The 23,441-nt window shown below is 47.8% G+C and carries 19 protein-coding genes and 1 rRNA gene; 13 read left to right on the top strand and 7 right to left on the bottom strand.

The features are described from left to right. The 10 genes from rrf to BUB52_RS09570 form a co-directional block, all read left to right on the top strand. A 5S ribosomal RNA gene (gene rrf / locus BUB52_RS09615) occupies positions 1-91 on the top strand; the annotation flags it as partial. A gap of 353 nt (positions 92-444) precedes the next feature. After that, positions 445-1,035 carry a hypothetical protein gene (locus BUB52_RS09610; RefSeq protein WP_009123308.1) on the top strand — a complete coding sequence of 197 codons (591 nt, stop codon included), beginning with the start codon at positions 445-447 and terminating at the stop codon, positions 1,033-1,035. Positions 1,036-1,049: 14 nt separating this feature from the next. Further along, positions 1,050-1,889 (top strand): DUF2764 domain-containing protein, encoded by an 840-nt coding sequence (locus BUB52_RS09605; protein ID WP_009123309.1) that lies wholly within the window; start codon positions 1,050-1,052, stop codon positions 1,887-1,889. 18 nt (positions 1,890-1,907) lie between these two features. After that, positions 1,908-3,662 carry a V-type ATP synthase subunit A gene (locus BUB52_RS09600; RefSeq protein ID WP_009123310.1) on the top strand — a complete coding sequence of 585 codons (1,755 nt, stop codon included), beginning with the start codon at positions 1,908-1,910 and terminating at the stop codon, positions 3,660-3,662. A gap of 8 nt (positions 3,663-3,670) precedes the next feature. Further along, entirely contained in the window at positions 3,671-4,999 is a 1,329-nt protein-coding gene (locus BUB52_RS09595; protein ID WP_009123311.1) for a V-type ATP synthase subunit B, read from the top strand. 33 nt (positions 5,000-5,032) lie between these two features. Then, positions 5,033-5,638: a V-type ATP synthase subunit D gene (locus tag BUB52_RS09590; RefSeq protein WP_004291183.1), complete on the top strand. Its 606-nt coding sequence runs from the start codon at positions 5,033-5,035 to the stop codon at positions 5,636-5,638. Next, positions 5,635-7,449 carry a V-type ATP synthase subunit I gene (locus BUB52_RS09585; protein WP_009123312.1) on the top strand — a complete coding sequence of 605 codons (1,815 nt, stop codon included), beginning with the start codon at positions 5,635-5,637 and terminating at the stop codon, positions 7,447-7,449. The genes BUB52_RS09590 and BUB52_RS09585 overlap by 4 nt, the downstream gene beginning before the upstream one ends. Before the next feature lie 109 nt (positions 7,450-7,558). Further along, complete coding sequence (locus BUB52_RS09580) at positions 7,559-8,023, top strand: V-type ATP synthase subunit K (RefSeq protein ID WP_009123313.1); 465 nt, start codon at positions 7,559-7,561, stop codon at positions 8,021-8,023. Positions 8,024-8,309: 286 nt separating this feature from the next. After that, positions 8,310-9,974, top strand: coding sequence for a glycogen/starch synthase (locus BUB52_RS09575; protein ID WP_009123314.1), 1,665 nt, complete (start codon positions 8,310-8,312; stop codon positions 9,972-9,974). 43 nt (positions 9,975-10,017) lie between these two features. After that, positions 10,018-12,582 (top strand): glycosyltransferase family 1 protein, encoded by a 2,565-nt coding sequence (locus BUB52_RS09570; RefSeq protein WP_009123315.1) that lies wholly within the window; start codon positions 10,018-10,020, stop codon positions 12,580-12,582. A gap of 127 nt (positions 12,583-12,709) precedes the next feature. On the opposite strand, the gene fldA is transcribed toward BUB52_RS09570, so the two are convergent. Next, a complete protein-coding gene (fldA, locus tag BUB52_RS09565) occupies positions 12,710-13,216 on the bottom strand; it encodes a flavodoxin FldA (RefSeq protein WP_009123316.1) in 507 nt (168 codons plus the stop codon). Positions 13,217-13,458: 242 nt separating this feature from the next. Between fldA and BUB52_RS09560 the strand changes: the two genes are divergently transcribed. Both BUB52_RS09560 and gpmA read left to right on the top strand, forming a co-directional pair. Continuing rightward, the gene (locus BUB52_RS09560; RefSeq protein ID WP_009123317.1) at positions 13,459-13,752 is read left to right on the top strand and encodes a hypothetical protein; all 294 of its coding nucleotides are present in this window, start codon (positions 13,459-13,461) and stop codon (positions 13,750-13,752) included. Between the two features lie 43 nt (positions 13,753-13,795). After that, positions 13,796-14,542 carry a 2,3-diphosphoglycerate-dependent phosphoglycerate mutase gene (gpmA, locus tag BUB52_RS09555; RefSeq protein WP_009123319.1) on the top strand — a complete coding sequence of 249 codons (747 nt, stop codon included), beginning with the start codon at positions 13,796-13,798 and terminating at the stop codon, positions 14,540-14,542. 143 nt (positions 14,543-14,685) lie between these two features. Here gpmA and BUB52_RS09550 read toward each other — a convergent pair whose 3' ends face one another. Then, entirely contained in the window at positions 14,686-15,408 is a 723-nt protein-coding gene (locus BUB52_RS09550; RefSeq protein ID WP_009123320.1) for a DUF6064 family protein, read from the bottom strand. A gap of 184 nt (positions 15,409-15,592) precedes the next feature. Here BUB52_RS09550 and BUB52_RS09545 point away from each other — a divergent pair, with 184 nt between their 5' ends. Beyond that, positions 15,593-16,936 carry a threonine/serine exporter family protein gene (locus tag BUB52_RS09545; RefSeq protein ID WP_009123321.1) on the top strand — a complete coding sequence of 448 codons (1,344 nt, stop codon included), beginning with the start codon at positions 15,593-15,595 and terminating at the stop codon, positions 16,934-16,936. 113 nt (positions 16,937-17,049) lie between these two features. On the opposite strand, the gene BUB52_RS09540 is transcribed toward BUB52_RS09545, so the two are convergent. From BUB52_RS09540 to BUB52_RS09520, 5 genes are all read right to left on the bottom strand, one after another. Continuing rightward, positions 17,050-18,345, bottom strand: coding sequence for a S28 family serine protease (locus BUB52_RS09540; protein ID WP_039951201.1), 1,296 nt, complete (start codon positions 18,343-18,345; stop codon positions 17,050-17,052). A gap of 181 nt (positions 18,346-18,526) precedes the next feature. Then, positions 18,527-20,716 carry a glutamine synthetase III family protein gene (locus BUB52_RS09535; protein WP_009123323.1) on the bottom strand — a complete coding sequence of 730 codons (2,190 nt, stop codon included), beginning with the start codon at positions 20,714-20,716 and terminating at the stop codon, positions 18,527-18,529. Positions 20,717-20,775: 59 nt separating this feature from the next. After that, positions 20,776-22,170 carry an ammonium transporter gene (locus BUB52_RS09530; protein WP_039951210.1) on the bottom strand — a complete coding sequence of 465 codons (1,395 nt, stop codon included), beginning with the start codon at positions 22,168-22,170 and terminating at the stop codon, positions 20,776-20,778. Positions 22,171-22,257: 87 nt separating this feature from the next. Next, the gene (locus BUB52_RS09525) at positions 22,258-22,614 is read right to left on the bottom strand and encodes a P-II family nitrogen regulator (protein ID WP_005656741.1); all 357 of its coding nucleotides are present in this window, start codon (positions 22,612-22,614) and stop codon (positions 22,258-22,260) included. Between the two features lie 21 nt (positions 22,615-22,635). Beyond that, entirely contained in the window at positions 22,636-23,355 is a 720-nt protein-coding gene (locus tag BUB52_RS09520) for a hypothetical protein (RefSeq protein ID WP_005656739.1), read from the bottom strand. Positions 23,356-23,441 lie beyond the last annotated feature (86 nt).

The raw sequence follows: 23,441 nt of genomic DNA, 5'->3' as shown, positions 1-23,441 counted from the left end.
GGTTCCACCTCTTCCCATTCCGAACAGAGAAGTTAAGCTCAGTCACGCCGATGGTACTGCGTAACAGTGGGAGAGTAGGTAGTCGCCGTTTTTTTTAGAGAAGCCCCCGTATCGATAGGAAGATACGGGGGCTTTATTGTTTTTGTCCCTTGGGGAGCGGGGTTGCCGGAATGTATCCCCATTGAGGGGACTTCTCTAGGGGGATTTTCATATGGCGGTTCTCCGGGGATAGCCTTTATTTCTTCTTTCCTTGTTATCTTATCGTTATCTTTACAGAACAAAATTGGTGAAAAACGATGTTTTTTAGGAAAATGGGTTACTTTTATTTCATTCTTCTTGTTTGATATCAAATGCTTTTTCGTAATTTTGGCGTGAATCTAATAAGGACTGAGAAAAATCATGCAATTAATATTGTAATCAATCATATAATAACTCCTGTAAAATATGGAAAACAAGATTCAAGAGCTAACTGATAAGATTTATCGTGAAGGGGTGGAAAAAGGTAATGAAGAAGCCCAAAAGCTTATCTTAAAAGCTCAGGAAGAAGCCAAGAAAATTGTAGAGAATGCGCAGAAAGAGGCTGACTCTATTGTGGCTACCGCGCGTAAGTCTGCCGATGAGTTGGCGGAGAATACCAAATCAGAGTTAAAACTGTTTGCCGGTCAGGCTGTGAATGCCTTGAAATCTGAAATCGCTACTTTGGTAACGGACAAGATTATAAATGCTGATGTGAAAGCTTTTGCCGCAAATAAAGATTTCCTTAACGCTTTTATTGTAGCATTAGCGTCTAAATGGAGTGCCAATGAACCTATTGTGATCTCTACATCGGATGCGGACGATTTGAAAAAGTACTTCACCGCTCAAGCAAAAGCTTTATTGGATAAGGGTGTAAAGATTGAGCAAGTAAATGGAAACAAGACTCTTTTCTCTGTCTCGCCGGCGGACGGTTCTTACAAAGTGAACTTTGGTGAAGAAGAGTTTATGAATTACTTCAAAGAATTCCTGCGTCCGCAATTAGTGGAAATGCTGTTTTAATTCCCCACAGGATTATGAGTAAATATTATTACTTGGTAGCCGGTTTGCCAGAACTTACTTTAGAGGATAGCAAATTGAGCTATACGGTAGCTGATTTCAAGACGGAATTGTATCCGGCTTTGTCTGAGGATGATAAAAAGTTGATAGACTTGTTTTATCTTCAATTCGACAATGCAAATGTCTTGAAATTATTGAAAGATAAAGACGCTGCGATTGATAAGCGGGGAAACTACTCGGCGGAAGAATTGGCTGAGTATATCTCATTGCTGAAAGAAGGCGGTGAGTTGGCTGATCGCGTGTTCCCGTCTTATCTGTCTACTTTTATTTCCGAATATTTCAGCTTATCCGTTGAAGATGAATTTTTGCATGAAGATCGTTTGGCGGCACTTTATTATGCCTATGCCATGGAATGCAAAAATAAGTTTGTATCTGCATGGTTCGGTTTTAATCTTGTGATTAATAATGTATTGGTCGCGCTGACGGCAAGGAAGTTTAAAATGGATGTAGCTCCGTTGATAGTGGGAGATACGGAAGTTTGTGAAGCTCTGCGCACATCCGGTGCTCGAGATTTCGGATTAAGCGGTGAAGTGGAGTGGCTGGATCAGCTGGTGAAAATCAGTGAGACGGAAGAACTGGTGGAACGGGAGAAAAAGATAGACCAATTACGGTGGAATTGGATGGAAGAAACTACTTTCTTTGACTATTTCACAGTGGAACGTTTGTTCGTATTCCTGTTACAGCTCGAAATGATAGAGCGTTGGATTGCATTGGATAAAGAAAAGGGTAGTCAGCTGTTCCGTAGTATTATCGCTACATTGAAGGATGAAGTGCAGATACCCGCAGAATTCAGATAAAATAAATTACATAATTATATGGCAACAAAAGGAACTGTTAGTGGCGTAATAGCCAACATGGTAACCCTCGTCGTTGACGGCCCCGTGGCACAGAATGAGATTTGTTATATCTCGACCGGCGGAGACAGATTGATGGCGGAGGTTATTAAAGTGGTAGGCACTCAGGTCTATGTACAGGTGTTTGAAAGCACCCGTGGACTGAAGGTGGGAGCCGAAGCTGAGTTTACCGGACATATGCTCGAAGTGACATTAGGTCCCGGTATGCTTTCTAAAAACTATGACGGTCTGCAAAATGACCTTGATAAAATGGATGGCGTTTTCCTGAAGCGCGGACAATATACGTATCCGTTGGATAAAGGAAGTAAATGGCATTTTGTACCTTTGGCAAAGGTTGGCGACCAAGTGGAAGCCGCTGCATGGCTGGGACAAGTGGATGAGAACTTTCAGCCACTGAAGATTATGGTTCCTTTCGAGCAAAAGGGTGTATGTACCGTGAAGTCTATCGTGGAAGAGGGCGATTACGGTATTGAGGATACAATTGCCGTTTTGACTGACGAGGAAGGTAATGATGTCAAGGTGAATATGATTCAGAAATGGCCTGTGAAACGTGCCATGACGAACTATAAGGAAAAACCGCGTCCTTTCAAATTGTTGGAAACGGGTGTACGTGTGATTGACACCGTTAATCCGATTGTAGAAGGCGGTACGGGATTTATCCCCGGTCCGTTCGGTACGGGTAAGACGGTGCTTCAGCATGCTATCTCCAAACAGGCTGAAGCTGACATTGTAATCATCGCCGCCTGTGGTGAACGTGCCAATGAGGTTGTGGAAATCTTTACGGAATTCCCCGAACTGGTTGACCCGCATACAGGCCGTAAATTGATGGAGCGTACTATTATTATCGCCAATACTTCCAACATGCCGGTAGCCGCCCGTGAAGCATCTGTGTACACAGCCATGACGATTGCGGAATACTACCGAAGTATGGGATTGAAAGTATTGTTGATGGCCGACTCTACTTCCCGTTGGGCTCAGGCATTGCGCGAGATGTCCAACCGTATGGAAGAGTTGCCTGGTCCCGACGCATTCCCGATGGACTTGTCTTCTATTATTTCCAACTTCTACGGCCGTGCCGGATACGTGAAGCTGAATAACGGTGAAACCGGTTCTATTACGTTTATCGGTACGGTATCTCCTGCCGGCGGTAACTTGAAAGAACCGGTAACCGAGAATACCAAGAAAGTAGCCCGTTGTTTCTACGCTCTTGAGCAAGACCGTGCGGATAAGAAGCGTTATCCTGCCGTAAATCCGATTGATTCGTATTCCAAATATATCGAATATCCCGAATTTGAGGATTATATAGCCAAACGCATCAACGGTGAATGGATTGGCAAAGTGAATGAAGTGAAGACCCGCCTGCAACGCGGTAAGGAAATTGCGGAACAAATCAATATTCTGGGTGATGACGGTGTACCTGTGGAATACCACGTAATCTTCTGGAAATCAGAATTGATTGACTTTGTAATCCTGCAGCAGGATGCTTTCGACGAGATTGATGCCGTAACTCCTATGGAGCGTCAGGAAGAAATTCTCAACATGGTAATTGATATCTGCCATACGGAATTTGAGTTCGACAACTTCAACGAGGTAATGGATTACTTCAAGAAGATGATTAACATCTGCAAACAGATGAACTACTCGAAATTCAAATCAGAGGAGTATGGCAATTTCTACAAACAGTTGCAGGAATTGATTGAAGAACGTAAAGCATAAATAATAAGATGGCAACAAAAGCATTTCAAAAAATATATACTAAAATTACTCAGATTACGAAAGCCACGTGCTCGCTGAAAGCTACGGGGGTAGGGTATGATGAGCTGGCAACCGTAAACGGCAAGTTGGCCCAGGTGGTTAAGATTGCCGGTGACGATGTGACTTTGCAGGTTTTCGAGGGTACCGAAGGTATTCCTACGAATGCAGAGGTAGTGTTCTTGGGCAAGGCTCCTACAATCAAAGTGAGCGACCAGCTTGCCGGACGTTTCTTCAACGCCTTTGGTGATCCTATCGACGGCGGTCCGTCTATCGAAGGTCAGGAAGTGGAAATTGGCGGTCCGTCCGTGAACCCGGTGCGTCGTAAGCAACCTTCCGAACTGATTGCAACCGGTATCGCAGGTATCGACCTGAACAATACCTTGGTGTCCGGACAGAAAATCCCGTTTTTCGCAGACCCGGACCAGCCCTTCAATCAGGTGATGGCCAATGTAGCCTTGCGTGCGGAAACCGACAAGATTATCCTCGGCGGTATGGGTATGACGAATGACGACTACCTGTACTTCAAAAACGTATTCTCCAATGCAGGCGCACTCGACCGTATCGTCAGCTTCATGAATACAACTGAAAATCCGCCTGTGGAACGTCTGCTGATTCCGGATATGGCATTGACTGCGGCCGAATATTTTGCGGTAAACAATAATGAAAAAGTATTGGTATTGCTTACGGATATGACTTCTTATGCCGATGCGTTGGCTATCGTGTCCAACCGTATGGACCAGATTCCGTCCAAAGACTCTATGCCCGGTTCGCTTTACTCGGATTTGGCGAAGATTTACGAGAAAGCGGTACAGTTCCCCAGCGGCGGTTCCATCACGATTATTGCCGTAACTACCTTGTCCGGTGGTGATATTACGCACGCTGTGCCCGATAATACGGGTTATATCACTGAGGGTCAGTTGTTCCTTCGCCGTGACAGTGACATCGGTAAGGTTATCGTTGACCCGTTCCGTTCATTGTCCCGTTTGAAACAGCTCGTTACAGGTAAGAAGACCCGTAAAGACCATCCGCAGGTGATGAATGCCGCCGTACGTCTGTATGCTGATGCCGCCAATGCCAAGACAAAACTTGAAAACGGTTTCGACCTGACGAACTACGACGAACGTACTCTTGCCTTTGCCAAGGACTACTCCAACCAGTTGCTGGCCATTGATGTCAACCTCGATACCACAGAAATGCTCGACGTAGCCTGGAGCTTGTTCGGTAAGTATTTCCGTCCGGAAGAAGTGAACATCAAGAAAGAACTCGTGGATGAATTCTGGCCTAAAGCGGAAAACTAATCACTTAATCATTAATCATTAATCACTAACGAAGTGGCTATTAAGTTTCAATATAATAAAACGTCGCTCCAGCAGTTGGAAAAGCAACTGAAAGTACGTGTGCGTACGCTTCCTATCATTAAGAACAAGGAGAGCGCCCTGCGTATGGAAGTGAAGCGCTGCAAAGCCGATGCTGCCGCGCTGGATGCGAGGTTGGAAAAGGAAATCCAAGCTTATGAAGCCATGTTCGCCCTTTGGAATGAGTTTGATGCCTCATTGATAAAGGTTAACGACGTTCATCTTGGCGTAAAGAAGATTGCCGGTGTAAGAGTGCCGTTACTCGAAAACGTAGATTTCGAGATACGTCCTTACAGTTTGTTCAATGCGCCCAAATGGTATGCAGACGGGTTGCATTTGCTCAAAGAACTGGCACATACGGCTATTGAACGGGAATTTACCGTCGCCAAGCTGAACTTATTGGAACATGCGCGTAAGAAGACCACCCAAAAGGTGAATCTTTTTGAGAAAGTACAGATTCCGGGCTATCAGGATGCGCTGCGCAAAATCAAACGATTTATGGAAGACGAGGAGAACCTCTCCAAGTCGTCGCAGAAAATCATGAAGTCCCACCAAGAGAAAAGGAAGGAGACAGAAGCATGATTACAAAAATGAAGAAGCTCACGTTCCTTGTATATCATAAGGAGTACGAAGCATTCCTGAACGGCGTGCGCGACCTCGGTGTAGTGCACGTGGCTGAAAAGCAGCAAGGCGTTGCCGACAATACGGAGTTGCAGGATAGCATTCGCTTGTCCGGCCGTTTGCAGGCTGCGGAAAAACTGTTGCAAGCGTTGAAGCCCGTCAAATCGGCGGTAGCTGAAACACCTGCTTCGGCTGCCCGCGGTTTGGAAGTGCTGAACGAGGTGGACGAGCTGCAAGCTGAAAAGAATAAATTGCAACAGCAATTGCAAGCTTACCAGAAAGAAAAAGTTGCGCTGGAACCTTGGGGCAATTTTGAACCTGCAAGTCTGTCGCGTCTGCGCGATGCCGGACTGACGGTAGGCTTTTACAGTTGCTCGGAAGGCAATTATGACGAAACATGGGAAGACACCTATAATGCGATGGTTATCAGCCGTCTGTCCTCTCGCGTCTATTTTGTTACCGTAACCAAGAATGCGGCAGAAATAGATTTGGACGCAGAACAGGCAAAGCTGCCGCCTTATTCATTGGAGCGCGTACAGATTCTTTGTGACGAGACGGAACATGCTTTGGCAGATAACGAGGAGAAACTGAAAGCGCTTGCCGAAAAAGAAATCCCGTCGTTGCGTGCAGCCTTGAAAGAGGTGAACACCGACATGGAATTCTCCAAAGTAATGCTGAATACGGAGGCTACGGCAGGAGAAAAACTGATGTTGCTGCAAGGCTGGGCGCCCGCTTCCAAGACAGAAGATATTTCGGCATGGCTCGATGCGCAGCATGTGTACTATGAGGTTACATCTCCCGTACCGGGCGATAACGTGCCTATCCAGCTGAATAACAAAGGTTTCTTCGCCTGGTTCGAGCCGATATGCAAGCTCTATATGTTGCCCAAGTATAACGAACTGGACTTGACGCCGTTCTTCGCACCTTTCTTTATGCTGTTCTTCGGCTTGTGTTTGGGAGACTCCGGTTACGGATTGTTCCTGTTCCTCGGAGCAACCCTGTATCGTCTGCTGGCTAAGAATATCAGCGCGACGATGAAACCCATCCTCTCATTGATACAGGTATTGGCCGCATCCACATTCTTCTGCGGATTGCTGACAGGTACATTCTTCGGAGCGAATATCTACGATATCAACCTGCCTTTCTTCCAAAAGATGAAAGAAACCTTGTTCATGGACAATAACGATATGTTCCAATTGTCATTGATACTCGGTGCGGTACAGATTCTGTTCGGTATGGTGCTGAAAGCTGTAAACCAGAGCATTCAGTTCGGGTTCAAGTATGCCGTGGCTACGATTGGCTGGATTATATTATTGGTTTCCTGCGGAGTAGGAGCGCTGTTGCCGGAAGTTATGCCGTTGGGCGGTACAGTACATTTGTGTATCCTCGGGGTGTCGGCAGCCATGATATTCCTCTACAACAGTCCGGGAAAGAACATATTCCTCAATATCGGACTCGGATTCTGGGATTCCTACAATATGGCTACGGGCTTGCTCGGTGATGTACTGTCGTATGTACGCCTGTTTGCCCTCGGACTTTCGGGCGGTATCCTTGCGGGTGTGTTCAACAGCCTCGCGGTAGGTATGAGCCCCGATAATATCATTGCGGGACCGATTGTGATGGTGCTGATATTCGTTATCGGCCATGCTATCAATATCTTTATGAACGTGCTTGGCGCAATGGTTCATCCCATGCGTCTGACCTTTGTGGAATTCTTTAAGAACTCCGGATACGAAGGCGGCGGTAAGGAATACAAGCCGTTTAAAAATTGAGATTTAAGAATTAAAAATTAAAAAATGGAAAATAAGGTTGCCTGTAAACGGGGCGGTCTTCATTAAGAGAAACAAATAAAAATATAAACAATAAAAAACGAATAAGATTATGGAAATGAATTTATTGATTGCCTATATTGGCATTGCAGTGATGGTTGGTTTGTCTGGTATCGGTAGCGCCTACGGTGTGACAATTGCCGGTAATGCAGCTATCGGCGCATTGAAGAAGAATGACGGTGCGTTCGGTAACTTCCTGGTATTGACAGCGCTTCCCGGTACTCAGGGTTTGTATGGTTTTGCCGGTTACTTTATGTTCCAGACTATTTTCGGCCTTCTCACTCCGGATATGACAGCCATTCAGGCTGCCGCTATTTTGGGTGCGGGTATTGCTTTGGGATTGGTAGCGTTGTTCTCCGCTATCCGTCAGGGACAGGTTTGCGCTAACGGTATCGCCGCTATCGGCCAGGGACACGACGTATTCAGCAATACGCTGATTCTCGCCGTATTCCCCGAACTTTACGCTATCGTAGCTTTGGCTGCGACTTTCTTGATTGGTAGCGCACTGACTGCATAAGGAATATTTTAAAGACAGGAAGCCCCGGAACATCCATGCGAAGTTCCGGGGCTTTTTTGTAACTTCTTCCGTTTTTTCCCTACATTTCGTCGTGACTTGCATTTTTTTTCTTTTCGGTGGTAATCCTCTCGTTTCCCCGTATTGGCGGGCTTTTGTCGTTAACTATAACATTTATGCAAACGATTGTTTATATACATTTAATCAGTTTTTTCGATTAAAAGGCTATTTTTCAAAGAATAATGTGTACTTTTGCAGCCGTAATTATGATAAAGAGATTATAACATATATGGTTAAAGAACTACTTACCCCCGATTACATCTTCGAAGCGAGCTGGGAAGTATGTAATAAAGTAGGCGGTATCTATACAGTTTTGTCTACCAGAGCGAACACTTTGCAGACAAAATTCCGTGATAGAGTATTTTTTGTTGGTCCGGACTTCTGGCAAGGAAAAGAGAATCCCTTATTTATCGAGTCCGATAACCTTTGTGCCGCATGGAAGAAATATGCTATTGAAAAAGATAACCTTTCTGTTCGCGTAGGTCGCTGGAACATTCCGGGTGAGCCTATCGTCATATTGGTTGACTTCCAACCTTTCTTTGCGCAAAAGAATGAAATTTATGCGGAAATGTGGGAACACTATCAAGTGGATTCACTGCACGCATACGGTGACTACGATGAAGCCTCGATGTTTGCATACGCCACAGGAAAGGTTGTGGAGAGCTTTTATCGGTATAACCTGACGGAAACGGACAAGGTTGTATTTCAGGCGCATGAGTGGATGACGGGTATGGCTGCGCTTTATTTGCAGACCGCCGTTCCTGAAATTGCTACGATATTTACCACACACGCCACCTCGATAGGCCGTTCTATCGCAGGCAACAACAAACCGCTATACGATTATCTTTTCGCTTACAACGGCGATCAGATGGCGCAGGAGCTGAATATGGAATCCAAGCATTCCATCGAAAAGCAGGCCGCCCATTACGTGGATTGCTTCACTACCGTAAGTGAAATCACCAATAACGAGTGTAAAGAACTGCTTGACAAGCCTGCCGACGTAGTCCTTATGAACGGTTTCGAAGACGATTTCGTTCCGAAAGGCTCTACCTTTACCGGTAAGCGCAAGCGTGCACGTTCTACCATGCTGCGTGTGGCAAACTGCCTGTTGGGACAGGAGTTTGATGATGATACGCTTATTGTCGGAACCAGCGGCCGTTACGAGTTCAAGAACAAAGGTATCGATGTATTCCTGGAATCATTGAACCGCCTGAACCGCGATAAGAACCTGAAAAAGAAAGTGCTGGCTTTCGTCAACGTGCCCAGTTGGGTGGGCGACCCCCGCGAAGACTTGCAGCAGCGTCTGAAAAAGAAAGACGAGCACTATACCACTCCTTTGGAAGTACCTTTCATCACACATTGGCTGCACAACATGACGCACGACCAGGTGTTGGATATGCTGAAATACCTCGGTATGGGCAATCGTCCTGAGGATAAGGTAAAAGTAATCTTCGTTCCCTGCTATCAGGATGGTAAAGACGGTATCCTCAACAAGCACTACTACGATTTGTTGTTAGGAGAAGACCTCAGCGTTTATCCTTCTTATTATGAACCTTGGGGATATACCCCGTTGGAGAGCGTGGCTTTCCACGTGCCGACCATTACGACAGACCTTGCCGGATTCGGACTTTGGGTGAACAGCCTCAAGAACCAGCATGGCATTAACGATGGAGTAGAGGTGCTTCACCGTTCGGACTATAACTATTCCGAAGTGGCGGACGGTATTAAGGACACCATAGCCTTGTTCTCTACAAAGACCGATGCGGAAATTAAAGAAATCCGTAAGCGTGCCGCCCAAGTGGCGGAGCAGGCTTTATGGAAGCATTTCATACAATATTATTATGAAGCCTACGACCTTGCCTTGCGCAATGCGATGAAACGTCAGCTGGCTTAACCGAAAAAGAATTTATTATATTAATCAATCAAGTAATCATACAATGAAGATTAAAGTTAGTAATGTAAACACTCCAAACTGGAAAGATGTGAACGTTAAATCTCACATCCCTGCTGAATTGGAGAAATTATCCGAACTTGCACGTAACATTTGGTGGTCATGGAATTATGAGGCTACCGAATTGTTTAAAGACCTTGACCCTGCTCTCTGGAAAGAAGTCGGACAGAATCCTGTCCTGCTGTTAGAACGTATGAGCTATGCCAAGCTTGAGGCACTTGCTAAAGATAAGGTTATCTTGCGCAGAATGGAAGACGTATATTCCAAATTCCGCAATTACATGGATGTAAAACCTGATAGCAATCGTCCTTCTGTTGCATATTTCAGTATGGAGTACGGTTTGAATCATGTGCTTAAGATATATTCCGGTGGTCTGGGTGTACTTGCCGGTGACTATTTGAAAGAAGCTTCCGACAGCAACGTAGACCTGTGCGCCGTTGGTTTCCTGTACCGTTATGGCTATTTCACTCAGACATTGGCTATGGACGGACAGCAGATTGCCAACTACGAAGCCCAGAACTTCGGTCAGTTGCCCATCGACCGCGTGTTGGATGAAAACGGCAACCAAGTTGTTGTAGACGTTCCTTATCTGGATTATTACGTACACGCTTGCCTCTGGAGAGTCAACGTAGGTCGTGTTTCACTCTATCTGCTCGATACGGATAATGAAATGAACAGCGAGTTCGACCGTTCCATCACTCACCAGCTTTATGGCGGTGACTGGGAGAACCGTCTGAAACAGGAAATTCTGCTTGGTATCGGCGGTATTCTTACTTTGAAGAAACTGGGCATCAAGAAAGACGTATATCATTGCAACGAAGGACACGCGGCGCTGATTAACGTACAGCGTATCTGCGACTACGTGGCCGAAGGTCTGACTTACGACCAGGCTATCGAGTTGGTACGCGCTTCTTCTTTGTACACCGTACACACTCCGGTTCCTGCCGGTCACGACTACTTCGACGAAGGCCTCTTCGGCAAGTACATGGGCGGTTATCCTTCAAGAATGGGTATCACTTGGGACGACCTTATGGACCTCGGCCGTAACAATCCGGGCGACAAGGGCGAACGCTTCTGTATGTCAGTCTTCGCTTGCAACACTTCTCAGGAAGTGAACGGTGTAAGCTGGTTGCACGGAAAAGTTTCCCAGGAAATGTTTGCTCCCATCTGGAAAGGTTACTTCCCGGAAGAAATGCACGTTGGTTACGTTACGAACGGCGTACACTTCCCCACATGGAGCGCGACGGAGTGGAAACAGCTTTATGCGGCGCACTTCGACGAGAACTTCTGGTACGACCAGTCCAATCCTAAGATTTGGGAAGCTATCTATAATGTAGCCGACGAAGAGATATGGAAGACGCGCATGGCCATGAAGAATAAACTGATTGACTACGTTCGCAAGGAATACCGCAAGACATGGTTGAACAACCAGGGCGACCCTTCACGCGTTGTATCTCTGTTGGACAAGATTAACCCGAATGCGCTGTTGATTGGTTTCGGACGTCGTTTCGCTACTTACAAGCGCGCGCACTTGCTGTTCACCGACTTGGACCGTCTGTCTAAGATTGTGAACAACCCCGATTATCCGGTACAGTTCCTGTTTACAGGTAAGGCTCACCCGCATGACGGCGCAGGTCAGGGATTGATTAAGAGAATCATCGAAATCTCCCGCCGTCCCGAGTTCCTGGGTAAGATTATCTTCCTCGAAAACTACGATATGCAGTTGGCACGCCGCCTCGTATCGGGTGTGGATATCTGGTTGAACACTCCGACACGTCCGCTCGAAGCATCCGGTACTTCCGGTGAAAAGGCGTTGATGAACGGTGTTGTAAACTTCTCCGTACTCGACGGATGGTGGTTGGAAGGCTACCGTGAAGGTGCAGGTTGGGCGTTGACGGAAAAACGTACTTACCAGAACCAGGAATACCAAGACCAATTGGATGCCGCTACCATTTACAGCATCCTCGAACAGGAAATCCTGCCGTTGTACTATGCACGCAACAAGAAGGGATATTCTGAAGGCTGGATTAGAACCATCAAGAATTCTATCGCGCAGATTGCGCCTCATTACACAATGAAGCGTCAGCTGGATGACTATTATAGCAAGTTCTATACAAAAGAAGCGAAACGCTTTAAGGCGTTGGCTGCCAACAACTATGCCAAAGCCAAGGAACTCGCTGCATGGAAGGAAGAGGTTGTCGCCAAGTGGGACAGCATCGAAGTAGTATCTTGCGAAAAGACGGAAGAACTGGTTAAGGGTTCCATCGAAAGCGGTAAGGAATACACGATTACTTACGTTATCGACGAGAAAGGCCTGAACGATGCCATCGGTCTGGAATTGGTGACTACTTATACCGCTCAGGACGGTAAGCAACACGTTTACTCGGTAGAGCCGTTCAATGTAGTGAAGAAAGAGGGCGACCTCTACACATTCCAGGTGACACATAAGTTGGAGAACGCAGGCAGCTTCAAGGTAGCTTACCGTATGTTCCCGAAGAATGCGGAACTGCCTCATCGTCAGGACTTCTGCTATGTTCGCTGGTTCATTTGAGATGAGATAACAAAACAGATGGTGCGTTTCATGCAAACGCACCATCTGTCAGCACTAAACGCATCATCTGTTTGATGCAGACAGACCATCCGTTTCGGGTAAGCGGATGGTCTGTTTTTTTATATGCCTAAATATGCTTCTTAAGCTCTGCCGTCCAGTTGTCGATGCGTTCGGCGGTTTTATCGCTCTCGTTTACCTCGTCGAGGGCAAGTCCTACAAAGGCGCCGTTTACTACGGCGATAGAGGAAGAGAAGGAATATCCGTCCGTGCCGACCTTATTTCCGATGAAGCTGCACCCGCTGTCTTTTAAATCTTCGTACAGGATGCCCATTCCGTCGCAGAAGGTGTCGCAATAGGATTCGGAGTCGCCGCAGCCGAACAGGGCGATACTCTTGAAAGACAAATCGGCCGACTTCAATACTTTTATGCCGTCGTACCAATCATCCTGCAATTCGCCGTCCCCCCAGGTGGATGTACCTAAAATCAGCAAATCGTACTCTTTTACCAAATCGGCGCTCAATTTGTCCGCGCTGTACACATCGGATGCGGCCACTCCCATTTTATCGGCTATCTGATTAGCCAAGTCTTCGCATGTTCCGGTACTGGAACCATAAAAAATACCTGTTTTCTTCATTCTGACTAAAGTATTAATTTGTTCGCTGCAAAGTAAAGGCTTTACGGGCTTTGGTGAAATACCTATTTATAGGGCTTTTCTGCCGGTGCGGCTCCCTATTTCCGGTTAACTCGCAGTGTCGTTACGGATGTTAAATCTACCTATAAATAGGGAGATTGGGATGCTTTTTGATGAAAAGTAGGTATTGTTAATTTTCTCAAAACGCGGGAACTTTGCGCAACAATATAAAAGGGGTAAGCTATATGGTTAAGTTCGCGCATTCCGCTTCGCCACATCCGCGTTCCGCATCTGCCGGCAAGTGGGTGGTATGGGTGGCTTTGATGATGTTGTTGGCAGGGGTGGCTATTCTGGTATTTTCTTTTTTCTCGCATGATGCCGCCAATCCGGCCTGCCGTTGCATACTTTGCGAGTTCAATCACGTGCCGCAGGACGGTGAGTTGGTGTACAACCGTTATTTGCCGGTCATCAGTATGGTGTGGGTGGCATTTATGATATTATTGGTGTATATGATGCGCCGTTATATGAACAAGCGGTGATGAATGCGTGTTCTTAGTAGAAACAGAAAGGAGATTATCAGAGATGAAAAAGATTGTTTTACTCCGCCACGGCGAGAGTGCATGGAATAAAGAGAACCGTTTTACGGGATGGACGGATGTAGACCTGACGGAAAAGGGCGTTGCCGAGGCGCTGAAGGCGGGTGAACTGCTGGCGGAGAAAGGCTTCCGCTTCCAAAAGGCGTATACGTCTTACTTGAAACGTGCCGTAAAGACATTGAATTGTGTGCTCGACCGCCTTAATCAGGATTGGATTCCGGTAGAGAAGTCATGGCGGCTGAACGAAAAGCATTACGGTCAGCTGCAAGGGCTGAACAAAGCCGAGACCGCCGCCAAGTATGGAGACGAGCAGGTATTGGTGTGGCGTCGCAGTTATGACATCGCCCCTCACGCGCTGGCGGAAGACGACCCGCGCAACCCGCGTTTTGAAGAACGTTACCGGGAAGTGCCCGACGGGGAGCTGCCGCGTACCGAATCGCTGAAAGATACGATTGACCGTATCATGCCGTATTGGAAATGCGTCATTTTCCCAAGCCTGAAGACGGCCGATGAACTGTTGGTCGTGGCTCATGGCAATAGCCTGCGTGGCATTATCAAGCATCTGAAGCATCTGTCGGATGAAGAGATTGTGCATCTGAATCTGCCTACGGCCGTACCGTATGTGTTTGAGTTTGATGACGAACTGAACCTGACGAACGATTACTTCCTGGGCGACCCCGAAGAAATCAGGAAACTGATGGAAGCCGTGGCAAATCAAGGCAGGAAAAAATGATAAGGTAGGATGAAAAATCCGTCTTGCAGGATGAAAATATTCGTCTCACGAGACTGAAAAATTCATCCCGTGAGATGATTTATTTCATATCACGGGATGATTTTTTTTATCCCATAGGACGGATACGGGCGATGCAGGTTCGTTTATTTTCCTACTTCTTGGAAGAGGGTGATACTCAGGAATACCCCGATGATGATGCAAATCAGAATCAGAAACCAATTCATGAGGCGTGCGCCCGGTTTCGTTTCTTTATGCAGGTTTTGGGCTACATAGTTCTTGAAGAACAGATAGATGGCGGGTACGGTGGCGCTGGCAAGCAGCAGGTCTTCGGGTATCTTGTACACATACACTTTGGAAAAGGCTATGAGCGCCCAATGGCAGAGGAAAAGGATGACGAGCAGATTGACTTTGCGCGAGAATGCCAGCAGCAGTCCGATGGTAAAGGCGGCTACCGAGCAGGGCATCACCGTTGTCGTCATCATCGGGAACTCCATGCCGCGCGCCCACGAAAGGAGAGGGTAGAGGAAGGGCATCGCATAAAGTACTCCCACCAGTACACGGTATTTGGGATTGCGCTCGAACGGGGTGTAACCGGTAAATAAATCCCATAGCCAAATCAGGGCGATTACTCCCCAAAAGATGGCGAGTACATGGTGATAACTGCGTGTGTCACAGTACATCAGATAGTACACCGACGCTATCCAGCCGTTGAGGAATACCATATATATTTTCATGGAGCGTTTTACCCGGACGGTGGGTTTGCGGTATAGCAGTGCGGTCAGCAGGACGCCTGCTACGGTAATGATAATCTGCGCCCACCAGGTGTTTTCGTTATATTGCGCGATAGTGTTCCAAAATATTTCCATATCAATCAGCTTTTGTTTTTGGGAGTATGATGAAAGTCCGGTCTGTTGTTTTTCCCTTCTCTAAAAATGTGTGCAAAGGTATGGGTTTCCGATGAGATATGAAATTCTTTTCTATATTTTGCCTATCTTTGCACTCCTCTTTAAGGATAGGTAAAAAACAGGATAGTAGTTAGTAGAATTTTTGATGGATAATACAATGGTTGAGCAAGAAATTATTTTGCGCAGGAAGCTTGATTTATTGCTTCGCACAGGGAAAATATTAGTGGAGAGTGCTGCCGATACCAATCGCATTGTGCGTAATATGCAGCGGGTTGCGGCTTATTTGGGACTACCCGAGGAGAATCTTCACATTGACGTGACTTATACAATGCTGGTGGTGAACCTGAGTGACGAATCGCATTCTTATTCCAAATTTCAGAAGTGCGAGAAGCACGGCATCAACATGACGGCCATTTCCGAAATCAGCAAGCTTTCCTGGCGTGCCATCGAAGAGGATTATTCGCTCGACCGCTACGAGGAAGAATTGGAGAAGATAAAAGGAAAGAAGCGGAACTATACTCCCTATCTCGTCGCCATCGGAGCGGGGTTTGCCTGCGGCGGTTTCTGTAAGCTGTTCGGCGGCGACTGGATCGCTTTCTTATTCGCCTCTATCGCCGCTTTTGCCGGTTTTCGTGTTCGCGCGCGTTGCGTGGAGTTCGGCATCAATCTATATATGAGTATCGCCATCGCGGCATTGGTGTCCACCTGCCTTGCTTACATCACTACTTTTACAGGGCTGTCGGGAACTCCGTATCATCCGTTGCTGGCTTGCGCGCTGTTCATCGTGCCGGGAGTGCCTATTATAAACTTTGTGGACGACATGATTGACAATTACATACAGGTGGGAATCGTGCGTGCCGTCAATACGGTGCTGATGGTGTGTGCCATGGCTTTCGGCATTGTGATAGCCATGCGCCTGCTGGCTATGGAAGATGTGGTGATTGACAAGAAGTTCAGCGAACTGAGCATGGTTCCGCACGATCCTTATTATATATACGCCATTGCGGCGGCCATATCCGCGATGGGTTTCTCCATGATATTCAATATCCAGCGCCGTCTGTTGTGGGTGGTTGCCGTCGGGGGAATCCTTGCCGTATGTACGCGTAACTTTGTCAACTTCGAGTTGGGGCTCGGTCCTGTCATCGGCTCTTTTACGGGAGCTATGGTGGTGAGCCTGGTGGCGGTGAAAGCCGTCCACTGGTTTCATGTGCCCAATCACGTGCTGACCATTCCCTCTGTCATTCCGATGATTCCGGGGGTGCTGATGTATCGTGCGCTGGTTGCCCTCATCAATATGCACGGAGTGGTAGGTGAGGTGACGGTGGCTGTGTCCAACGGTATCAATGCTTCGCTGATTATTCTCTGCATCGCGTTAGGGGTGGCTGTGCCCAATATATTCGCCCGCCGCTATATCGCCAAAGACCGTCAGCGCTTCTTGAAAGAAGAGTTGCAGAAACGCAGGGAGAGGGGAAAATTCCTTGAGTGGTAAGAGTGGTATGTTTGATATAAAAGGGGCTGTCTCAATCGCTGAGGCAGCCCTTTTCCGTTTGTGTCTTTTCCCTTATGCGGCAGAAACAGGATGCTGCGAAAGAACGGGTGCGTTTACCGCAACCATTCGTTTAGCAGCTTCATCACTTCTTCTTTCTTCTTTTCGGGCAGTGTGGAGATGCGTGCCAGATGGCTGCCGCCCGGCTGAATGAATACGTGAATATTCTTTTTCCCTTTGAGCCAGGTAACTCCGGCAGCCGTCCAGGGATCGTTTTCACCGTAGATGAATATCATTTTCGGGTCGTTCTTTTGCAGGAATCCCTTAATCTTCCTACTGAGTGTCTTGTCAAAAGGCATATCTTTCAGTTCTTCGGGAAGCATCAGGCGATGCAGGTAGCCTTTGCCGGACTTGATGGAGAGATACTTTTTGAAAGGACGGGTGTCGTAGCCGTAATAGCCCAATTCGCGTGCGGCCTGTACGAAGAAAGAGGCGTTGGTACTGTCGGTTGTGAAATAGGACGGGTCGCTGATGGCCAGCAGGTGGGCTATGAGTTCTGCGTCGGTGGCTGTGGGTAGCGGGATGCTGCCGACGGGAGTACCCCATTGCCAGAGCGCGAATGAATATTCCAGTACCGAATAGTCGTATATCTCTTCGATAGGAGCACGGAACTTATACTCCTGTTCGGTGCAGTATTTCTCGAAAAGGGGGAGTAAGGCCGCTTTGCGTTTCAGGATTTCCAGCTGGAAGTCGGTAATTCTTTTACGGTCTTCATCCGTAGACACTTTTTTGAGGAACGGTTCGTGACGGCCGTCCTCTGTTCCGTAGCAGAGGGGAGCCACATAAGGAACGGATACATCCACATCGTCCGGATAGAATGTGCGGTAGAGCAGGGCGGTCTGTCCGCCTTTGCTGATACCGGTAGCAATCCACTTTCCGGGATATATGTTTTTGAATGCGGTTGTTACCGCGTGCAAATCATCGGCGGAACTTTCGGCTGTAAGGTATCGCCAGTCTTTGGGTTCGGGAGTGGATTCCAGGAAATAGCGGTATTCCACAAATACCATATTGGCATTGAGGAGCCTGGAAAGTTCCTCGCGATATTGGGGCTTGAGCGCGTAGGCGGCTCCATACCCTTCGGTTATAATGACCGTGGGACGATCGAAGCCCGCGTGCGCCACGATAACCCGCTGGCGGAAACTTCCTTTCTCGGGATGCCGGTGGTCGAGCGGCTGGGTGAAATAGGTTACATACTTCTCCGAAAACTCGGTAGATTCCAACGGTTGGGTTTCCGTTATGGCGGAAATCTCACTTAGTTTCTGCTGTAAGCCGGTCTGTGCGGATAAGGATACCGATGCCAGCAAGAATGTAAACAGCAGCAATGCTGTATGGCGTGTACGCAGGTCTTTCATAATGTGTTTATTTGTAATTGGGGACAAAGATAATCTGTTTTCCTCTTCAGGCTGCTGTCTGCCGGATAAAAAAGGGGAAAGAACTACCATCACGGCACTCCTTTCCCCTGCAAACTTAAAACAACCAACAAAAGAAATAGATAATTTCCGGTTTCAGAGTTTGTATGTCTGAAATAGCTCTTTATCTTATAAACAACAGTTCCCTGTATTTCGGTAATGTCCACATCTGGTTGTCAACGATGAGTTCCAACTTGTCGATGTGATAGCGGATTTCTTCCATCATCGGTACGATGTTGTCGTGATAAGCGATGGCTTTGTCGCGTTCACATTCAATCTTGTTGGCAACCTTGCGGGCTTCTATCATGGCATCTACATGTTCCTTGATGAAGGTGGTACGGTCGGCAATCTCTTCGATGAGTTCCAAATTCTTGGCAGACAGTTTTGCAGCTTTCTCTGCCGGGAAGAGGTCTTTCATTTTGTAGACATTGTCTATCAAATCCGTCTGATATTGAGTGGCTACGGGAATGATGTGATTCATCGCCAAGTCACCGAGCACGCGGGCTTCAATCTGAATTTTCTTGGTATAGGTCTCCCACTTCACTTCGTTGCGGGCTTCCAGTTCCTTTTGCGTCATTACGCCTACAGACTCGAACATACGGATGCTTTCGGGCTTCAGATAGTTGTCGAAGATGAGGGGTACACTGGTTTCGCAGTCCAGACCGCGTTTTTTGGCCTCGGCTTTCCATTCGTCGCTGTAGCCGTTACCGTCGAAGTGAATGGGCTTGCATATCCTGATGTATTTGCGGATAACGTCGAGGATAGCCGAAATCTTCGGTTCACCCTTCCCGATAAGTTTGTCTACATCCTTCTTGAATTCTACCAGTTGCTCGGCAAGAGCGGAGTTCAGGGCAATCATGGCGCTGGCGCAGTTGGCTTCCGAACCTACGGCGCGGAATTCGAAGCGGTTGCCTGTAAAGGCAAACGGGCTGGTACGGTTTCGGTCGGTGTTGTCTATCATTAGCTCGGGTATCTGTGGAATGTCCAGCTTCATGCCCTGTTTGCCGCTGAGGCTGATGAGGTTATCCTTAGTGCTTTCCTCAATATGTTCCAGAACCTGGCTCAACTGCTTGCCGAGGAAGCTGGATATGATTGCAGGAGGCGCTTCATTCGCTCCCAGTCGGTGGGCGTTTGTGGCGCTGGAGATGCTGGCTTTCAGTAATCCGTTATGTTTGTAGACTGCCATTAAGGTATTTACTACGAAGGTGATGAAGCGTAGGTTGTCTTCGGGCAGTTTGCCGGGGGCATGGAGCAGGATGCCCGTGTCCGTACCCAACGACCAGTTGTTGTGCTTGCCGCTGCCGTTGACACCTTTGAACGGCTTTTCGTGTAACAGTACTCGGAAGCCGTGATTACGTGCCACCTTGCGCATCAGAGCCATGATGAGCATATTGTGGTCTACTGCAAGGTTGCATTCCTCGAAGATAGGAGCCAACTCGAATTGGTTGGGAGCTACCTCGTTGTGGCGGGTCTTGACGGGGATTCCGAGTTTCAACGCTTCGATTTCCAACTCCTTCATAAAGGCTGCCACACGCGGAGGGATGGCGCCGAAGTAGTGGTCTTCGAGTTGTTGGTTCTTGGCACTATCGTGTCCGGTCAGTGTGCGGCCGGTCATCAACAGGTCGGGGCGGGCGGCGTAAAGGCCTTCGTCAATCAGGAAGTATTCCTGTTCCCAGCCCAAGTACGCCACTACTTTCTTTACGTCCGGGTTGAAGTAGCGGCATACGTCTACCGCCGCCTTGTCCACTGCACGCAGTGCTTTGAGTAACGGTGCTTTGTAGTCAAGAGATTCACCCGTGTAGGCAATGAAGATGGTAGGAATGCAGAGTGTATCATCTACTATGAACGCGGGAGAGGAGGGGTCCCATGCTGAATATCCGCGTGCCTCGAACGTGTTGCGGATACCGCCGTTGGGGAAGCTGGATGCGTCCGGTTCCTGCTGCACAAGCAACTTGCCTGTGAATTCTTCCATCATGCCGCCCTTGCCGTCGTGTTCCACAAAAGCGTCGTGTTTTTCGGCAGTGCCTTCGGTGAGCGGATGAAACCAGTGCGTGTAGTGGGTGGCTCCCATCTCAAGCGCCCATTTCTTCATTCCCGCCGCCACTTCATCGGCAATACTGCGGTCCAGCGGCGCACCGTTGTCAATTACATCAATCAGTTTGGCATATACCTTGCTCGGCAGATACCTGAACATCTTTTCCTTGTTGAATACATACTTGGCGAAGTATTCCGACGGGCGTTCCGCCGGGACTGCCACTGCAACGGGTTTCTTCTTGAACGCCGTCTCTACTACTCTGAATCTCAATTTTGACATAATACCTTAGAATTGTAATTGTTGGTTTATAAATATATGATAGAATAAAAAAACTTGTTTTAGTTGTAAGCGGACTCTCCGTGCTCGTAGATGTCAAGTCCTTCTTCCTCCACGCGAGCCGGAACACGCAAGCCGTGTATCTTGTCGAGTACTTTGAAGATGATGAAGCCCATACCTGCCGCCCAAAGTCCGACAATTACCGCACCGAATATCTGTGCTCCGAGGAAGCCCGCACCCGCACCGTAGAACAGACCTTCACTGGTAGAGAACAGTCCGGTAAGTACCGTTCCCGTGAAACCACATACGCCGTGTACGGAAGATGCGCCTACGGGGTCGTCAATTTTCAGTACTTTGTCAATGAATTCTACGGCATATATCATCAGTACGCCACAGATGGCGCCGATGATGACCGCACCCAGCGGAGCAACGGCGTCGCATCCTGCCGTAATGCCTACCAATCCCGCCAAAATACCGTTCAGCGTGAGTGACAGGGACGGTTTGCCGTATTTCAGCCAACTGACGGCCAGGGCAAAGAAACCACCAGCGCAAGCTGCCAAGTTAGTGTTGAGGAATACGAGCGAGACAGTTACCTGATCCTCGGTAGTGGCTGCCGCCAACTGAGAACCGGGGTTGAAACCGAACCATCCGAACCATAGGATGAACACGCCCAGTGCCGCAATGGTGAGGTTGTGTCCGGGGATGGCTTTTGACCGGCCGTCTTTGCCGTACTTGCCGATGCGCGGACCGAGGATAGCTGCACCTACCAATGCAATCCAACCGCCTACAGAGTGTACAATGGTAGAACCTGCGAAATCGTGGAAGGTAGTTCCGAATGTTTCCGTCATGAAGGAACCTGCTTCACCGTTCATCAGCCATCCTCCACCCCAAGTCCAGTGCCCGGAAACGGGATAAATCAGTACGCTGATGAAGATTGTGTAAACCAGATACATGGAAAACTTTGTACGCTCTGCCATAGCTCCCGAAACAATTGTGGCGGAAGTGGCGCAGAATACGGTTTGGAATACGAGGAAACCTTCGGTAGGCAATGAAGCGGGGTCGGGCAGGCCATTGCTATCGAACAACAGGCTCATGAGGTGAGGAGTTCCGAAGAAGTCGCCTAAACCGAACATGATGCCGAAACCTACCAGCCAGTAAAGAAGTGAGCCGAACATGAAGTCCACAAAGTTTTTCATCAGTATGTTGGCGGTGTTCTTGGTGCGGGTGAAACCGGCTTCCACCAATGCGAAGCCCGGTTGCATAAAGAATACCAACATGGCCGCAAGTAACATCCAGACGGTGTTGACACCGGAAACCAACTGGGCGACGGTATCGGTTGCCACACTATCCGTAGCTACGGCGGTTTGTGCATACATATCTGTTGTGAGGCAGCAAGCTATGAGTATAGCAAGGGCCGTACGCAGTTTTGTGAAACTGCGTTTCATATATTTGTCCATAATCTTTTGGGTTTTTAGTTGTACTTGTATTTTGTTTTTCACTGAGCACGCCGCTCAATGAAAATCCTGTGGGTTGAGTGCTGCCGGTTATCTTTCCTGTTCGGCATTATAGAGGGCAATGTCACCCCGTTCTCCGGTGCGGATGCGGATAGCGTCTTCAATGGGGATGACGAAGATACGGCCGTCGCCGATTTCGCCGGTTTGTGCGGCTTTGATGATAGCTTGTACTGTCTTTTCTGCGTTTTTATCGCGTACAACGATAGAGATGAGGATACGTTCGATGGAACTGGTGTCGTACAGTACACCACGGTAAATACGGGCTTGTCTGGATTTTCCGATACCTCTTACATCGTAATAAGAGAACCATTCGATATCTGCTTCGAGGAGTGAGTCTTTCACTTCCTCGAATTTGGTTTTGCGGATGATAGCTTCAATCTTTTTCATACCTTAAGTGTTTTATTGTTCTTAAAAACTTAATCCTACTACGAAGTATGCTCTTTCCGAACAGGGATTCCAAGTAGCTTTGGCAAAGAGTGGCAGGGAGAATGAATTGGTTATCCTGATATCCTTTGTAGCTCCGAGGCTGACGTCGCATACGGCAAATCCGCTTGCTCCGTAGAAGTCCGTTTCCCATGGAGTGGCGCCTACTTCGGCTGTCCAGTCAAGTCCGCCCAATTTGAACGGAGCGGCTATGGAGATATAGGATGAATAGGCTCTGTCACCATTCTCCTTGACACCGTCGTCTCCGGCAAAGTTGGTGTACCAGTTTACTGCTACCGGTCCGAAGTCGTAACCCACTTGGGCTTCGTACAGGTGGGTTGTATTGTGGGCACCGTAGTGGAAGTAACCTGCTCCGGTATTATACCAATAATCAGTGATTGATACGCTAAAACCACCGGTGGAGTAGCCCAGTGTGAGGTCGAACTCTTTAGCATCGTAACCGTCGGCATCTGTCTTTTCAATACCTACCGATCCCCATGCTTCCAAAGACAAACCTTTATAGGCGATGGATGCGTTGGGTTGAAGGCTTACACCGCCCAAGTCTTGTCCGCGCCAGATGTAGCCGCTTACGATGTCTGCGCCTACGGATGCTTTTACTTTGTCCTGTGCCTTTGCCGTGAAAGGCATTGCAGCTGATAGTAACGTTATTGCTATTACTCCTAATTTTGTGTTTCTTGTTTTCATACCTTCTTACCTTTTTAGTTAGAAAAATTGCGGATGATCAGTCCGGTTCTGTTAGTATAGTATTGCGCTTGAACTATTAAATAGTA

It is taken from the genome of Bacteroides clarus YIT 12056, from assembly GCF_900129655.1.
In the GTDB taxonomy this organism is placed as follows: domain Bacteria; phylum Bacteroidota; class Bacteroidia; order Bacteroidales; family Bacteroidaceae; genus Bacteroides; species Bacteroides clarus.
The sequence above is the reverse complement of the archived record's forward strand: the minus strand, read 5'-3'. Positions and strand labels throughout refer to the sequence as shown.

Bases quoted from the DNA above. Each gene is read 5' to 3' on its own strand.
- BUB52_RS09610 (WP_009123308.1), top strand. From the start codon at position 445: ATGGAAAACAAGATTCAAGAGCTAACTGATAAGATTTATCGTGAAGGG.
- BUB52_RS09605 (WP_009123309.1), top strand. From the start codon at position 1,050: ATGAGTAAATATTATTACTTGGTAGCCGGTTTGCCAGAACTTACTTTA.
- BUB52_RS09600 (WP_009123310.1), top strand. From the start codon at position 1,908: ATGGCAACAAAAGGAACTGTTAGTGGCGTAATAGCCAACATGGTAACC.
- BUB52_RS09595 (WP_009123311.1), top strand. From the start codon at position 3,671: ATGGCAACAAAAGCATTTCAAAAAATATATACTAAAATTACTCAGATT.
- BUB52_RS09585 (WP_009123312.1), top strand. From the start codon at position 5,635: ATGATTACAAAAATGAAGAAGCTCACGTTCCTTGTATATCATAAGGAG.
- BUB52_RS09580 (WP_009123313.1), top strand. From the start codon at position 7,559: ATGGAAATGAATTTATTGATTGCCTATATTGGCATTGCAGTGATGGTT.
- BUB52_RS09575 (WP_009123314.1), top strand. From the start codon at position 8,310: ATGGTTAAAGAACTACTTACCCCCGATTACATCTTCGAAGCGAGCTGG.
- BUB52_RS09570 (WP_009123315.1), top strand. From the start codon at position 10,018: ATGAAGATTAAAGTTAGTAATGTAAACACTCCAAACTGGAAAGATGTG.
- fldA (WP_009123316.1), bottom strand. From the start codon at position 13,216: ATGAAGAAAACAGGTATTTTTTATGGTTCCAGTACCGGAACATGCGAA.
- BUB52_RS09560 (WP_009123317.1), top strand. From the start codon at position 13,459: ATGGTTAAGTTCGCGCATTCCGCTTCGCCACATCCGCGTTCCGCATCT.
- gpmA (WP_009123319.1), top strand. From the start codon at position 13,796: ATGAAAAAGATTGTTTTACTCCGCCACGGCGAGAGTGCATGGAATAAA.
- BUB52_RS09550 (WP_009123320.1), bottom strand. From the start codon at position 15,408: ATGGAAATATTTTGGAACACTATCGCGCAATATAACGAAAACACCTGG.
- BUB52_RS09545 (WP_009123321.1), top strand. From the start codon at position 15,593: ATGGATAATACAATGGTTGAGCAAGAAATTATTTTGCGCAGGAAGCTT.
- BUB52_RS09540 (WP_039951201.1), bottom strand. From the start codon at position 18,345: ATGAAAGACCTGCGTACACGCCATACAGCATTGCTGCTGTTTACATTC.
- BUB52_RS09535 (WP_009123323.1), bottom strand. From the start codon at position 20,716: ATGTCAAAATTGAGATTCAGAGTAGTAGAGACGGCGTTCAAGAAGAAA.
- BUB52_RS09530 (WP_039951210.1), bottom strand. From the start codon at position 22,170: ATGGACAAATATATGAAACGCAGTTTCACAAAACTGCGTACGGCCCTT.
- BUB52_RS09525 (WP_005656741.1), bottom strand. From the start codon at position 22,614: ATGAAAAAGATTGAAGCTATCATCCGCAAAACCAAATTCGAGGAAGTG.
- BUB52_RS09520 (WP_005656739.1), bottom strand. From the start codon at position 23,355: ATGAAAACAAGAAACACAAAATTAGGAGTAATAGCAATAACGTTACTA.